General features: G+C 66.1%; 13 protein-coding genes. 11 read left to right on the top strand and 2 right to left on the bottom strand.

Annotated elements, in window-relative coordinates:
- Nucleotides 1-20 precede the first annotated feature (20 nt).
- The 6 genes from pgsA (at nt 21) to BM118_RS29090 (ending at nt 4,141) form a co-directional block, all read left to right on the top strand.
- Nucleotides 21-638: a CDP-diacylglycerol--glycerol-3-phosphate 3-phosphatidyltransferase gene (gene pgsA / locus BM118_RS29115; protein WP_011090204.1), complete on the top strand. Its 618-nt coding sequence runs from the start codon at nt 21-23 to the stop codon at nt 636-638.
- On the top strand, nt 635-886 hold the full coding sequence (moaD, locus tag BM118_RS29110; protein WP_007596861.1) for a molybdopterin converting factor subunit 1: 252 nt from the start codon (nt 635-637) through the stop codon (nt 884-886). The genes pgsA and moaD overlap by 4 nt, the downstream gene beginning before the upstream one ends.
- Nucleotides 887-890: 4 nt before the next feature.
- Nucleotides 891-1,373, top strand: coding sequence for a molybdenum cofactor biosynthesis protein MoaE (locus BM118_RS29105; protein ID WP_092189782.1), 483 nt, complete (start codon nt 891-893; stop codon nt 1,371-1,373).
- Nucleotides 1,373-2,332, top strand: coding sequence for a 50S ribosomal protein L3 N(5)-glutamine methyltransferase (prmB, locus tag BM118_RS29100; protein ID WP_092189780.1), 960 nt, complete (start codon nt 1,373-1,375; stop codon nt 2,330-2,332). Before BM118_RS29105 ends, prmB begins: the two co-directional genes overlap by 1 nt.
- Before the next feature lie 89 nt (nt 2,333-2,421).
- Nucleotides 2,422-3,009 carry a phage holin family protein gene (locus BM118_RS29095; RefSeq protein WP_092189778.1) on the top strand — a complete coding sequence of 196 codons (588 nt, stop codon included), beginning with the start codon at nt 2,422-2,424 and terminating at the stop codon, nt 3,007-3,009.
- Between the two features lies 1 nt (nt 3,010).
- Entirely contained in the window at nt 3,011-4,141 is a 1,131-nt protein-coding gene (locus BM118_RS29090) for a YihY/virulence factor BrkB family protein (protein ID WP_092189776.1), read from the top strand.
- A 41-nt stretch (nt 4,142-4,182) separates the two neighbouring features.
- Here the strand turns inward: BM118_RS29090 and BM118_RS29085 are convergent, their stop codons facing one another.
- A complete protein-coding gene (locus tag BM118_RS29085) occupies nt 4,183-5,022 on the bottom strand; it encodes a class I SAM-dependent methyltransferase (protein WP_092189773.1) in 840 nt (279 codons plus the stop codon).
- A gap of 177 nt (nt 5,023-5,199) precedes the next feature.
- Here BM118_RS29085 and BM118_RS29080 point away from each other — a divergent pair, with 177 nt between their 5' ends.
- The 3 genes from BM118_RS29080 to BM118_RS29070 all read left to right on the top strand — a co-directional run bounded on the left by BM118_RS29080 (nt 5,200) and on the right by BM118_RS29070 (nt 9,212).
- Nucleotides 5,200-6,705, top strand: coding sequence for a winged helix-turn-helix domain-containing tetratricopeptide repeat protein (locus BM118_RS29080; protein WP_441299768.1), 1,506 nt, complete (start codon nt 5,200-5,202; stop codon nt 6,703-6,705).
- 143 nt (nt 6,706-6,848) lie between these two features.
- A complete protein-coding gene (locus BM118_RS29075) occupies nt 6,849-8,342 on the top strand; it encodes an EAL domain-containing protein (protein WP_092189771.1) in 1,494 nt (497 codons plus the stop codon).
- Between the two features lie 15 nt (nt 8,343-8,357).
- Complete coding sequence (locus BM118_RS29070) at nt 8,358-9,212, top strand: TIGR01459 family HAD-type hydrolase (protein WP_028174657.1); 855 nt, start codon at nt 8,358-8,360, stop codon at nt 9,210-9,212.
- A 182-nt stretch (nt 9,213-9,394) separates the two neighbouring features.
- On the opposite strand, the gene BM118_RS29065 is transcribed toward BM118_RS29070, so the two are convergent.
- Nucleotides 9,395-9,790, bottom strand: coding sequence for a response regulator (locus BM118_RS29065; protein WP_008567674.1), 396 nt, complete (start codon nt 9,788-9,790; stop codon nt 9,395-9,397).
- 232 nt (nt 9,791-10,022) lie between these two features.
- On the opposite strand from BM118_RS29065, the gene BM118_RS29060 reads away from it, so the two are divergent.
- A complete protein-coding gene (locus BM118_RS29060; RefSeq protein WP_092189769.1) occupies nt 10,023-10,994 on the top strand; it encodes a bifunctional riboflavin kinase/FAD synthetase in 972 nt (323 codons plus the stop codon).
- Between the two features lie 206 nt (nt 10,995-11,200).
- The gene (gene ileS / locus BM118_RS29055; RefSeq protein ID WP_092189767.1) at nt 11,201-14,209 is read left to right on the top strand and encodes an isoleucine--tRNA ligase; all 3,009 of its coding nucleotides are present in this window, start codon (nt 11,201-11,203) and stop codon (nt 14,207-14,209) included.
- Nucleotides 14,210-14,266 lie beyond the last annotated feature (57 nt).

The following is a 14,266-nucleotide window of genomic DNA, read 5'->3' as shown; positions in this document are numbered from 1 at the left end:
CAGCGGTATTGGTAGGACGGATGAACATCGCCACGACACGAGGGACGACCAGCCGCGCGATGTCCCTCCCGAACATCCTCACCTATGGCCGGATCGCCGCGATCCCGGTCGTGGTCGGGTGCATCTATGCGCAGTCGATCCTGGATCAGCCGCTGTGGCTGCGCTGGGTCGCGGTCGCCATTTTCATCGCGGCAGCAGTCACCGATTACCTCGACGGCTATTACGCGCGGATATGGAATCAGCAATCGGCGTTCGGCCGGATGCTCGATCCGATCGCCGACAAGCTGCTGGTCGCCTCCTGCCTGCTGATGCTGGCCGCCGACGGTATCATCCATGGCTGGTCGCTGTGGGCCGCCATCGTGATCCTGTGCCGCGAGATCCTGGTCTCGGGCCTGCGCGAATACCTCGCCGCGCTGCGCGTCAGCGTGCCCGTCACCAAGCTTGCCAAGTGGAAGACCACGGTCCAGCTCGTCGCCATCGGCTTCCTGCTCGCGGGCGAGGCCGGCGACCAGGTCGTGCCTGTCGTGACCCAGATCGGCCTGTTGCTGCTGTGGGCCTCGGCGATCCTCACCATGTACACCGGCTACGATTATTTCCGCTCCGGCATCCATCACCTCATCAAGGAGGATGAGGTATGAAGGTGAAGTATTTTGCCTGGGTGCGCGAACGCGTCGGCAAGGCCGAGGAGACCATCGAGCCGCCGGCGACCGTGCGCACCGTGGAAGAGCTGATCGCCTGGCTGTCCGGCCAGAGCGAGGCCTATGCCTACGCCTTCGAGAAGCCGAAGGTCATCCGCGCCGCGATCGACCACGCCCACGTCAAGTCGGACGCCGCGATCGCGGGCGCCCGCGAGATCGCGTTCTTCCCGCCGATGACCGGCGGCTAGGCCCATGACTTCCCCTGCGACCACCGGCCCCGTCACCATCCGTATCCAGGAAGACGATTTCGACATTGCGCGCGAGATCGCGCACTTGACCAGGAGCCGGACCGACATCGGTGCGGTCGTGAGCTTCTCCGGCATCTGCCGCAGCGACGAGGACAGTGCGAACATCGCCGCGTTGACGCTCGAACATTATCCCGGCATGGCCGAGGAAGAGATCAAGCGTCATGTCGACGAAGCGACCACGCGCTGGCCGCTCAACGGCGTCACGGTCATCCACCGCGTCGGGCGGTTCATGCCCGGCCAGAACATCGTGCTGGTGCTGACCGCGTCGCAGCATCGTCAGGCGGCGTTCCAGGCAGCCGAGTTCCTGATGGACTATCTCAAGACCAGCGCGCCGTTCTGGAAGAAGGAAGAGAGCGCCACCGGCACCGGCTGGGTCGAAGCCCACGCCCGTGACGACGAGGCCGCCGCACGCTGGACCAAATCCTGATGGCAAGAGCTTCAAAAAAGACGGCGCGCGGCCGCGCCGCGCCCAGGCTTGCGAAGGTCGGCCGCGGCGAGCTTCTCACGCTCCTCGACTTCGTCCGCTATGCCGTGAGCCGCTTCAATGAGGCCAAGCTCGCCTTCGCGCACGGCACGACCGATCCGGTGGCGGAAGCGGCTTTCCTGGTCTGCGAGGCCCTGCATCTGCATCCCGACCAGTTCGAGGCCTTTGCCCACGCGCGCGTCACGGCTGCGGAAGGCAAGACCGTCCTCGATCTCATCCATCAGCGCGTTACCACGCGCAAACCGGCCGCCTATCTCGTCAACAAGATCTACATGCGCGGCCTGCCCTTCTATGTCGACGAACGCGTTATCGTCCCGCGCTCCTTCATCGGCGAGCTCCTGGATTCGCATTTCGGCGGCGACGGGGAGGCCGGCTCGCTGATCGACGACCCCACGGCCGTCGAGCGCGTGCTCGACCTCTGCACGGGATCGGGATGCCTTGCCATCCTCGCCGCGTATCACTTCCCGAATGCAACGGTCGATGCCGTCGACATCTCCAGGGGCGCGCTCGAAGTCGCCGCGCGCAATGTCGGGGAGCACGGGCTCGATGACCGGGTCACGCTCCATCGCGGCGACCTGTTCGCCCCGCTCGGCGACAACAGATACGACCTCATCATCACCAATCCGCCTTACGTCGATGCGGAAGGCATGGCGGCATTGCCGCCGGAATGCCGGGCCGAGCCGAAGCTCGCCTTCGACGGCGGCGCCGACGGTCTCGACGTGGTGCGGCGGATCCTGCGCGACGCCCCCGATCACCTGACGCCGGATGGCGGGTTGATCTGCGAGATCGGCCGCGGCCGCGAATTGGTCGACGAGGCCTTTCCGGAGCTGCCGCTGCTCTGGCTCGACACCGAAGACTCCGAAGGCGAGGTGTTCTGGATCGCGGCCGCCGATCTCGGCTGATCAGTCACCGCGGCGACGCTCCGCGCGGAACAAGTCAAATCCCGTCACGTTCATCCTCGACGAATGTCTCGCTCTCGGAGGATGTCCGCATGCTCGCGCCATCGGGCGAATTGCTGCGCGCCGGCATGGCGCTGAAACTCAACCATCTCAGGCGTGCCACCCGGTCTTACCTGCGTGACCGCACCAGCCAGGCCACGGGACGGGCGACATCCTATGCGGTCGCGGCCGGCCTGTTCGCAGTGGCCGGGCTGTTCCTGATCGCGGCCTTCTTTGTCGGTCTGGTCGCCTTGTACCTCTGGATCGCAATCACCTACGGACAATTCTGGGGATTTGGTGCCGTCGGCGCGGTCCTGCTGGTCCTGGCCGCGGGCTGCGCCGGCGCGGCTCTGGCTCAAATGAAGCGTCGGGACAAGCCGATCGTGCCGCTGGCCAGCCGCCTGCGCGTTGCGATCGCCACCCCGCGGATTCCGCGCGGAACGGTCAAGCAGGCGGTGAAAGAGGTCGCGACGACGATTCCCCTGGCGCCGCTCGCGCCCGGCGAACGCAGCCATGACGGCAACACCCGGCCCGTGCGCGCCAACCGTCCCGTGCAACTGGGTCTGATGCTCGCAGCCGTCGGACTGCTGGGCTTCACCGCCGCGCGTCGGAGACGGCACGGGCACAGATTGGACGCGTGAGATGGCGGCGCGGCGCTCAGGGCAGCTCGACTCCTGGCTGCTGGTCGCCGCCACCGCCGTCTTCGTGCTGACCGCCGAACGCTTCTTCCAGGACCCCGGCGTGATCCGGCCGGGGCCTCCGCAAGACCACCGCAACAACGAAGCAAGCTCTCCGGAAACGAGCGTAGCCCGTGCCGCGATGCAGCCCGGCCGCGGGCGCCGTTCCAAAAGCCCCTTCGCGATCCCCTGGGCCGGCTGGAAGGATATCTTCTGGCGCACCTATCAGCGCATCGACGACGATCGCTTGCTCGCAACCGCCGGCGGCGTCGTGTTCTTCGGGCTGCTCGCGGTCTTTCCGGCCGTCACCGCGCTCGTCTCGTCCTATGGGCTGTTCGCCGATCCCGCCACGATCAGCGCCAATCTCCAGACCCTCGCGACGATGCTGCCCGAGGGCTCGTTCCAGATCGTCGAGGACCAGGTCGCGCGCGTGGTGTCGAAGGGCAATACGACGCTTGGTGCCACCTTCCTGCTCGGCCTCCTGCTTGCGATCTGGAGCGCCAATGCCGGCGTCAAATCGATCTTCGACGCCCTCAACGTCGCCTATGAGGAGCGCGAGAAGCGCAGCTTCATCCGGCTGAACTCGGTGTCGCTGGCCTTCACGCTCGGCGGCATCGTGGCACTGCTGCTGATGGTGGGTGCCGTCGTCGCCTTCCCGCTCGCGCTCAATCATCTCGGCATGGCGCCCGAAAGCAAGTTGATCGTGGCGCTGGCACGATGGCCGCTCCTGTTCCTCATCCTGCTCGCGGCGCTCGCCATCCTCTACCGCTTCGCACCCAGCCGCGTTGCGCCACGCTGGCAATGGCTGAGCCTCGGCGCGGTGGTGGCCGCCCTGCTCTGGATTGCCGGCTCTGCCTTGCTGTCCTGGTATCTGTCCGAGTTCGCCAATTACAACGCCACCTACGGCTCGCTCGGCGCGGCGATCGGCCTGATGATGTGGCTGTGGATGTCCGCGATCGTCATCATGTTCGGCGCCGAGCTGAACTCGGAAATCGAACGGCAGACCCTGCGCGACACGACCACGGGGGAGCCCAAGCCGTTCGGCAGCCGCGAGGCGGTCGCCGCGGATACGGTCGGCGCCGCCACGCCGTCCTGATGTTGAGGTCAAGCCGAACGCCGGCCTGACCTCAAGCCGCATCAGCGCTTGGTGATGACGGCTTCCAGATATTCGCTGTGCACGACGACCGTGCCGTCGTCGGCACGGTTGAACTCGCCGAGCAGCGCGATGAGATCGCGCCGCAGCGCAGCCTGACCGGACTCGTCGAGTGCGGCGAAGGCTTTGAGCATCGGCCCGTAATACGACTTGAAGATTTCGAGCCAGTGCTCCGGCGAGCGATAGCGGAACACGAACATGCGCGGCTCGGCGACGATCTCCGACGCCTGGTCTCCAAACATCTCCTTGAGGCGGGCCGGTGTGCCCCACAAGGCCGGCGACTTCACGCCGGCCGGCGGCGCCACATGCCCGCCGATGGTCTTGAAGAGCTGACCGATGAAGCCTTGCGGCGTCCAGTTGGCGAGGCCGATCTTGCCGCCGGATTTGCAGACCCGTGCGAGTTCGGCAGCAGCCTTGTCCTGGTCCGGCGTGAACATCACACCAAAGGTCGAGACGACGACGTCGTAGCTGCCATCGGCAAATGGCAGCGCTTCGGCGTCCGCCTCGCGGAATTCGACCATCAGATGATCGGCTGCCGCGCGCTCGCGGCCGCGCTTGAGCAGCGCCGGAACGTAGTCGGTCGATGTGACGTCACACCAGCGCCGGGCCGCCGCCAGCGTCGCATTGCCGTTGCCGGCAGCGACGTCCAGCACTTTGCTGCCGGCGCGAAGGTCCAGCGCCTCGCAAAGCTGTTCGCCGACGATCTGCAAGGTGGTGCCGACGACGGCATAGTCGCCGGACGACCAGGCGCCGTGCTGGCGCTGCTTGACGGCAGTGAGATCGGGTTGGGCTGGCGCCGGCTTGAGCGCTGCGGATGTCGACATGGCAAATCTCCTGCGGTTGAACACGCCGGGACGATAGAGCGCATGCAGTTCGCTGGCCTTGAGAGCGGCCTTATTTTACGCTGAGAGCACCTTGATTTCCGGACGGGGGCCGAGGGCAGCTTGACACTTCATTTCGAGGATTTCGTGCTCGATCCCGAGCGCCGCGAATTGCGGCGGATGGAGACGCTCGTCGCGCTCGAGCCCCAGGTGTTCGATCTTCTGCTTTATCTCGTCCGCAACCGCGAGCGCGTGGTGACGCGGGACAATCTGCTCGATGCGGTCTGGAACGGCCGCGTCGTCTCGGAATCGACCCTTACCAGCCGGATCAACGCAGCGCGGCGCGCGGTCAACGACAATGGCGAGGAGCAGCGGCTGATCCGCACCATCGCGCGCAAGGGCGTGCGCTTCGTCGGCGAGGTCACGGAACTCTCCTCGGCCGCAACGCCCGCGGCGCCGGCCCAACCGTCCAACGCGCCGCCAACGGCATTGCCGCTGCCAGATCGTCCGGCCATCGCGGTCCTGCCCTTCACCAACATGAGCGGCGAGGTCGAGCAGGATTATTTCTCCGACGGCATCAGCGAGGACATCATCACCGCGCTGTCGAAGCTGCGCTGGTTCTTCGTCATCGCGCGCAACTCCTCCTTCATCTACAAGGGCCGCCCGGTTCATCTGCGGCAGGTCGCGGAAGAACTCGGCGTGCGCTATGTCGTCGAAGGCAGCGTCCGCAAGGATGGCGACCGCGTCCGCATCACCGCTCAGCTCAACGACGTCGCCACCGGCAGTCATCTCTGGGCTGAGCGCTATGACCGCGAGCTCGCCGACGTCTTCGCCGTGCAGGACGAGATCACCGAAGCCATCGTCGCCGCGATCGAGCCACAGCTCTATGCCGCGGAGAGCTTTCGCGCCCAGCGCAAGCCGCCCGACAGCCTGGACGCCTGGGATCTCGTGATGCGCGCCCTTTCCCACTACTGGCGCGTGACGCGGCAGGATCATGTCGTGGCGCAGGCGCTGCTCGAGAAGGCCATCGCGCTCGACCCGAACTACGGCAAGGCGCTCGGCCTGCTCGGCACCAGCTACATGTTCACGGCGCATATGGGCTGGATGGAGATGGCCACGGCAATACCCCTCGCCGAGCGCGCGGCCAGGGCCGCGATCCGCGCCGACGATGAGGATGCCTGGGCCCACAATGCGCTCGGCCACGTCCATCTGTTCGCGCGGCGGTTCGAGGACTCGCTCGCCGAGTTCGAGACCGCGCTCCGGCTCAATCCGAATTTTGCGCTGGCGCAGGGCTATTATGGTTTGACGCTGGGCTATTGCGGCCGCTGGCAGGATGCCGACGAGGCCGCGCGCCGAGCGATCCGCCTCAGCCCGCGCGATCCCTACGCGCCGGTCTATTTCGGCATCGCCGCCTTCGCCCGTTTCCTCGGCAGCGACTACGCGGAAGCGATCCGGCTCGCACAGGAGTCCCTGCGCCAGCGTAGCGACTTCGTCGGCGGGCACCGGGTGCTGGTTGCCGCTGCCGGCATGGCCGGACAAACCGAGACCGCCCGGGTTGCCCTGAAGGAACTCCACCGGGCCCAGCCGAACGTTTCGCTGACCTGGATCGCCGAGTTCATGCCGATCAAACTTGCCTCCGACCGCGAGCACTACCTCGAAGGCTTTCGCCGGGCTGGCCTGACTTGAAGGGCGAACGGACCACTATCCCCTCGAATCAACAATGATGTTAGGGTCATGCGGCTTGGGGGAGCATGAGGCGTGACGGGTTCGCACAGGTAACCCGTGTTTTCCCGGGTGAGGCAGTCAGCTCTTGAGGCGTAACGCGCGGCATGATTCGCATTTCGACGATCTTCATCGCCATCTGCATGGTTCTGGTCGCGGCCTCGCTCGGGCTTGTGCTCTACGCGGTCGCCGGCATCAGCGGAACCGAATCCGCGATCGTGGCGCTGACCGCGCTGACCTTCCTGATCCTCTACAACGCGGTGTCGATGCGGCTGCGCGACCGCAGCGACGTCGGCGGCCAGATTGCCGACCTCTCGCGCGGCACCGCCGACCTCGCCCGCCAGGTGGCGGAATTCGGCCGCCGGCTCGCTGCGATCGAAGGGCGCATCGCCTCGTCCAATTCGACCAATTCGGACCGCATCCAGTCGGTGGTCGGCGAGATCAACGAGCTCGGCGGGCTGGTCAGGCAGCTTGCCTCTACCGTGTCGACCCATGAGGACCTGCTGGCTGGCGCCGCGCCTGGAGCTGCGGCGGCTTCGGCCGCGAGGCCGGACCCGGAAGCGCCGATCGACCTGATCGCGCCGCTCGGGGAGCGGCCGGTGCCGCCGCCATCGCTTCCCGCGGCTCCCCCGCCTTCCGCAGCGCAGCCGCGGCCGGCACCGGCAGTTCAGGCCCAAACCGCCCATCCGGTTCAGACCGCCAACGGACGTAACCAGACCCAACTGCTGGCAACGCTGCGCAACGCGATCGACGAGAACCGCATCGACATCTTCCTCCAGCCGATGGTGACGCTGCCGCAGCGCAAGGTGCGGTTCTACGAGGCGGTGACACGGGTCCGCGACGAGCGCGACCAGTTGATCGCCGCCGAGGAGTTCATCAGCATCGCGGAGGCCTCGGGCCTGATCGGGCGCATCGACAACATGGTGATGCTGCGCTGTGTGCAGGTGCTGCGCCGCCTCATGGTCCGCAACAAGGACGTCGGCGTGTTCTGCAACGTCGCGGCCTCCACGCTCGGCAATTCGACCACCTTCGCGCAATGCCTCGACTTCCTCGAAGCCAACCGGGCGCTGGCGCCGTCGCTGGTGCTGGAGTTCAAGCAGTCGACCTTCCGCAATCTCGGCCCGGCCGAGTCCGAGAACCTCGCCGCGCTCGCCCAGCGCGGCTTCCGCTTCTCGATCGACCATGTGACGGATCTGCGCATCGAGCCGCGCGAGCTCGCCGACCGCGGCGTGCGCTTCATCAAGGTGCCGGCCACGCTGTTGCTCGACCCGAGGCAGGCCTCGACCTCCGACATCCACCCGTCCGACCTCTCCGACCTGCTCGGCCGCTTCGGCATCGACCTGATCGCCGAGCGGATCGAAGGCGAGCGCGCCGTGGTCGATTTGCTCGACTATGATGTGCGGTTCGGCCAGGGGTTCCTGTTCGCGCCGCCCCGGCCATTGCGGCCGGAAGGGGCATCTGCTACCGGCGGGGCCTCGCCGAACCAGGCGCAGGACATTCAGGGATCCAATGGCTCCGCTCCACCCAGCCCAGGCGCGACGTCAGCCGCACCTCCGGCACAACGCATCACCGGCAACGCGGCGCTCGCGCGCCGGATCTGATTGGCCGCGCGCATCATGACCACGCTGCATTTCGCCGAAAGCCTGCGCGAGCTCGTGGGCGATGTGGACGTCGTGCTCAGCGACATCTGGGGCGTGGTTCACAACGGCCTGGAATCTTTCCCCGAAGCCTGCGAAGCGCTGCACACCTATCGCAGCCGCGGCGGTACGGTGATCCTGATCACCAATGCACCGCGCCCCGCCGACTCCGTGCAGCGGCAATTGCGCAAGCTCGGCGTCGCAGACGAGACCTATGACGCGATCGTCTCGTCGGGCGATCTGACCCGGCTCTATGTCGCCGAACATCCCGGCCGCAAGATGTTCTGGCTGGGCCCCGAGCGCGACAACTCGATCTATCGCGGCCTCGATGCGGTGACCGCGCCGCTGGAAGAAGCCGACTACATCGTCTGCACCGGCCTCTATGACGACGAGACCGAGACGGCGGAAGACTATCGCGGCATGATGCTGAAGGCGCGCGAGCGCAAGCTGACGCTGGTCTGCGCCAACCCGGACATCGTGGTGGAACGCGGCGACCGGCTGATCTATTGCGCCGGCGCGATCGCCGAGCTCTATCGCGAGCTCGGCGGCGAGGTGATCTTCTACGGCAAGCCGCACCGGCCGATCTACGAGCGCGCGATGGCGCTCGCCGGCGAACGCCAGGGCCACCAGATCGACCGCCGACGCGTGCTGGCGATCGGCGATTCCGTCCGCACCGACCTCACCGGCGCGCGCGAATTCGGCATCGACTGCCTGTTCGTCACCCGCGGCATCCATGCCGAGGAGTTCGAAGGTCTCGACCAGCTCGACCCGGCGTCCGTGATGGAATTGTTCGGCCACCCGCCGAAGGCGCTGATGCGCGAATTGAAGTGGTGACGGCATAGCCGTCATCCCGGGATGGTCCGAAGGACCAGACCTCAGATGCGCAATTGCGCATCGGGGGATCTCGAGATTCCGGGTTCGGTGCTGCGCACCGCCCCGGAATGACGGAGCCAACACAAAAAGCCCGGGACAAAGCCCGGGCTTTCCAAATTCACCTGATGGGTTCGAAAGCGCGCTTACGCGCTCGCCATGTCCGGGAAGACCGCCTCGATCTTGGTCTTCAGCGTCGCCGCGTTGAACGGCTTGACGATGTAGTTGTTCACGCCGGCCTTCTTGGCCGCGATCACGTTCTCGGTCTTCGATTCCGCCGTGATCATGATGAAAGGCGTGGTGGCGAGGTTCGGATCCGCGCGCACTTCGCGCAAGAGGTCGTAGCCCGTCATCGGCTCCATGTTCCAGTCGGAGATCACGAGGCCGTACTTCTTGCCGCGCATCTTGTTCAGCGCCGCCGAACCGTCGCTGGCATCGTCGATATTCTCGAAGCCAAGCTGCTTCAGCAGATTCCTGATGATACGGATCATGGTGCTGTAGTCATCCACCACCAGAACCGGCATCGACAAATCAACCGCCATCTCGACTCCCCCAACGCAAACCCAGGAATATTACGATTGGAGCCGCCAGGCCGGAGGCCTGCGCAGTTCCACGTTCCAAGGACTAGCACCAAGGCGTTAAACAGCGCGTTAACTGGGACCGCCCCCGAAGAATTGAAATCGCGTTCAATGCCGCCGCCTCCCCCCGCTTGACTTCGCCGGGCGGGTCAAGCCACGGTCCCGGCCGGTCCCGCCCGGCTCGAGAATTCCCCTGATGGCCCCGCATTTTACCGTTATCCGCGACACCACGCCGGATTCCGCTATTCCCCGGGGCGCCGTGGTCGCCATGGGCAATTTCGACGGGGTTCATCTCGGCCATCGCGCAGTGATCGCAGCGGCCCTGGAGATGGGCCGGGCGCATGGCCGCCCTGCGCTGGCGTTGACCTTCGAGCCGCACCCACGGCGGTTTTTCAGCCCCAACACCCCGCAATTCCGCCTGACGGACGAGCGGGCCAAGCTGCGGCTTCTGGCCGGGACCGGGCTCTCCGGCGCCGTGGTCATGACCTTCGACAAGGCAAGAGCCGGCACCAGCGCGCAAGATTTCATTCACCATGACCTGATCGGGCGTCTCGGCGTCAGCGCAATCGCGGTCGGCTACGACTTCCATTTCGGCAAGGGACGGGTCGGCTCGCCGAGCCTGCTGGTCAACGAGGCGCCCCGGCTCGGCATCGAGGTCGACGTTCAGCCGCATGTCGATTTCGACGAACGGCCGGTCTCCTCCAGCGCCATCCGGATTGCGCTCGCCGAAGGCCAGCTTGACGAAGCCACCACCATGCTCGGCGCCCCCTGGTTCATCACCGGCGAGGTGATCCATGGCGAGAAGCGCGGCCGCGACCTTGGCTACCCCACCGCCAACATCCGCCTCGACGCCAATTGCGGCCTCAAGCACGGCATCTATGCGGTGCGGGTCGGCCGCGGCGCCGAGCGCCTGGACGGGGTGGCCAGCTTCGGCCGCCGCCCGACCTTCGACAATGGCGCCCCTCTCCTGGAAATCTTCCTGTTCGACTTCAAGGGCGACCTCTACGGGCAGGTGCTCGACTGCGCCTTCGTCGGCTTCATCCGCGAGGAGCTGAAATTCGAGGGCATCGAGGCCCTGATCCGCCAGATGGACGACGATTCCGCCCGCGCCCGCGCCATTCTGGCCGCCGCCCCGGACGCATTTCCGCGGCTTGGCGTCATCGATTGAGGCCGAAAACCGGCCTGCCGGACCTTTGCGCTTCCCCCGCCCGGCTGCTATGGAGAGCCCATGTTTGCGCGGCGCATCATAGGGATTAGCGGCCCGGCTTCCGCCTGAGCCTTTGGCTCGGCGCAAGACCGGGATGTCGTCGTTTCACCCCCCGCGATTCCGCATCGCCATCCGTTTTCCCGCGCCCTTCCGAGCCAGTCAGCCTCATGTCCGAAAAGCCGCAAAAGTCCCAGAAGTCTGAAGTCAAAGACTATTCGAAAACCCTGTTCCTGCCGCAGACCGAATTCCCGATGCGCGCCGGCCTGCCGCAGCGCGAGCCGGAAATCCTCAAACGCTGGTACGAGATCGGCCTCTACGAGAAGCTGCGCGAGGGCGCCAAGGGCCGCGACAAGTTCGTGCTGCATGACGGCCCGCCCTACGCCAACGGCAACATCCATATCGGCACCTCGCTGAACAAGATCCTCAAGGATCTCGTCACCAAGAGCCAGCAGATGCTCGGCTTCGATTCCAACTACGTGCCGGGTTGGGACTGCCACGGCCTGCCGATCGAGTGGAAGGTCGAGGAGGAGCACTATCGCAAGAAGGGCAAGCAGAAGCCCGACTTCCGCGACAGTGCCGCGATGATCGATTTCCGGAAAGAGTGCCGCGCCTATGCCACGCACTGGCTCGGCGTGCAGCGCGAGGAGTTCAAGCGTCTCGGCGTGATCGGCGACTGGGACCATCCCTACGCCACCATGAGCTTCCCGGCCGAGGCCCAGATCGCGCGCGAGCTGATGAAGTTCGCCGCCAACGGCACGCTCTATCGCGGCTCCAAGCCGGTGATGTGGAGCGTGGTCGAGAAGACCGCACTGGCCGAGGCCGAGGTCGAGTACGAGGACTACACCTCCGACATGGTCTGGGTGAAATTCCCGGTGACCTCGCCGGCACATGGCGTGCTGGCCTCCGCGAGCGTCGTGATCTGGACCACCACGCCCTGGACGCTACCCGGCAACCGCGCCATCTCGTTCTCGCCGAAGATCGCCTATGGCCTCTACAAGGTGACGGATGCGCCCGCGGACAATTGGGCCAGGACCGGCGATCTCCTGATCCTCGCCGATGCGCTCGCCGACGAGGTGTTCAAGCAGGCGCGTGTCACCGCCTATGAGAAGGTGCGCGACGTCCCCGCCGACACCATGGACGCAATCGAATGCGCCCATCCGCTGAAGGACCTTGCCGGCGGCTATGACTTCACCGTGCCGCTGCTGTCGGGCGACCACGTCACCGACGACACCGGCACCGGCTTCGTGCACACCGCCCCGAGCCACGGCCGCGAGGACTTCGACGTCTGGATGGCGAACACGCGCGACCTCGACGCGCGCGGCATCAACAGCACGATCCCCTACACGGTCGACGAGAACGGCGCCTACACCGACCATGCCCCTGGCTTCGTCGGCAAGCGCGTCATCAACGACAAGGGCGAGAAGGGCGATGCCAACGAGGCCGTGATCAAGGCGCTCGTCGAAAAGGGCATGCTGCTGGCGCGCGGCCGGCTCAAGCATCAATATCCGCATTCCTGGCGCTCCAAGAAGCCGGTGATCTTCCGCAACACGCCGCAATGGTTCATCGCGATGGACAAGGATATCGCGGCAGGCGGGAAGACCAAGTCCGGCGACACGCTGCGCGCCCGCGCGCTGCACGCGATCTCGGTGACGCAATGGGTGCCGCCGTCCGGTGAAAACCGCATCAACGGCATGATCGAGGCGCGCCCCGACTGGGTGATCTCGCGCCAGCGGGCCTGGGGCGTGCCGATCGCCGTATTCGTGCGCGAGAAGGCCGACGGCTCCGCCGAGGTCCTCCAGGACGAGGCCGTCAATACCCGCATCGGCGACGCCTTCGAAAAGGAAGGCGCCGACGCCTGGTACGCGAAAGGCGCGCGCGAACGTTTTCTCGGCACGCGCACGAGCGAAGACTGGCAGAAGGTCGACGACATCCTCGACGTCTGGTTCGATTCCGGCTCGACGCACGCCTTTGTGCTCGAAGACCCCGTGCACTTCCCGGGGCTGTCAGGCATCAAGCGCAAGGTCGACGGCGGCACCGACACCGTGATGTACCTGGAAGGCTCGGACCAGCATCGCGGCTGGTTCCACTCCTCGCTGCTGGAGAGCTGCGGCACGCGCGGTCGCGCGCCCTACGACATCGTGCTGACCCACGGCTTCACCCAGGCTGAGGACGGCCGCAAGATGTCGAAGTCGCTCGGCAACACCATCGAGCCGCAGGCCGTCATCAAGGAATCCGGCGCCGACATCCTGCGGCTCTGGGTCGCGTCCTGCGACTACACCGACGATCAGCGCATCGGCCCCGAGATCCTGAAGAACACGGTCGAGACCTATCGCAAGCTGCGCAACACCATCCGCTGGATGCTCGGCACGCTGCATCACTACAAGCCGACAGAGGCGGTCGCGCCCGCCGAGATGCCGGAGCTCGAGCGGCTGATGCTGCACGAGCTCGCGATGCGCGCCGAGCTGATCGGCAAGGCGTATGAGACGTTCGACTTCAAGAGCGTGGTGGCAACGCTGTCCGCGTTCCTGAACAGCGAGCTCTCCGCGTTCTACTTCGACATCCGCAAGGACACGCTCTATTGCGATCCGCCGTCCTCGCCGACGCGCAAGGCGGCGCTGACCACGATCGACCTGTTGTGCTCTTCGATCCTGAAATGGCTGGCGCCGATCCTCAGCTTCACTGCGGAGGAAGCCTGGCGCATGTACCGGCCGGATGCGGAGCCTTCAGTGCACCTCACGCTATTTCCGGGGGATCTCGAAAAGCTCCGCGACGACAAGCTCGCCGCGAAATGGGAGGCGATCCGCAACGTCCGCCGTGTCGTCACCGGCGCGCTCGAGCTCGAACGCGCCGCCAAGAACATCGGCTCGTCGCTGGAGGCCTCGCCGGTCATCTATGTTGCCGACCGCGACATGCTGGCGACGCTGTTCGACACCGACCTCGCCGAAGTCTGCATCACCTCGAACTACGAGGTGCGCGAGGGCGAGGCGCCGGCGTCCGCGTTCCGTCTCGATGCCGTGCCCGGCGTTGCCGTCGTGGTGGAGAAGGCGGTCGGCACCAAATGCGCCCGCTCCTGGAAGATCTCGCCGACCGTCGGCGAAGACCCCGAATACCCCGACGTCACCCCGCGCGATGCTAAGGCGCTGCGCGAATGGAAGGCGCTGGGGGTGCAGACCTGACCTGTGTCGTCCCGGCCTAGTGCGCAATTGCGCACGGGAGCCGGGACCCATAACCAC

Origin of the sequence: Bradyrhizobium sp. cf659 (assembly GCF_900113725.1) — a bacterium.
Taxonomy (GTDB): domain Bacteria; phylum Pseudomonadota; class Alphaproteobacteria; order Rhizobiales; family Xanthobacteraceae; genus Bradyrhizobium.
The sequence above is the reverse complement of the archived record's forward strand: the minus strand, read 5'-3'. Positions and strand labels throughout refer to the sequence as shown.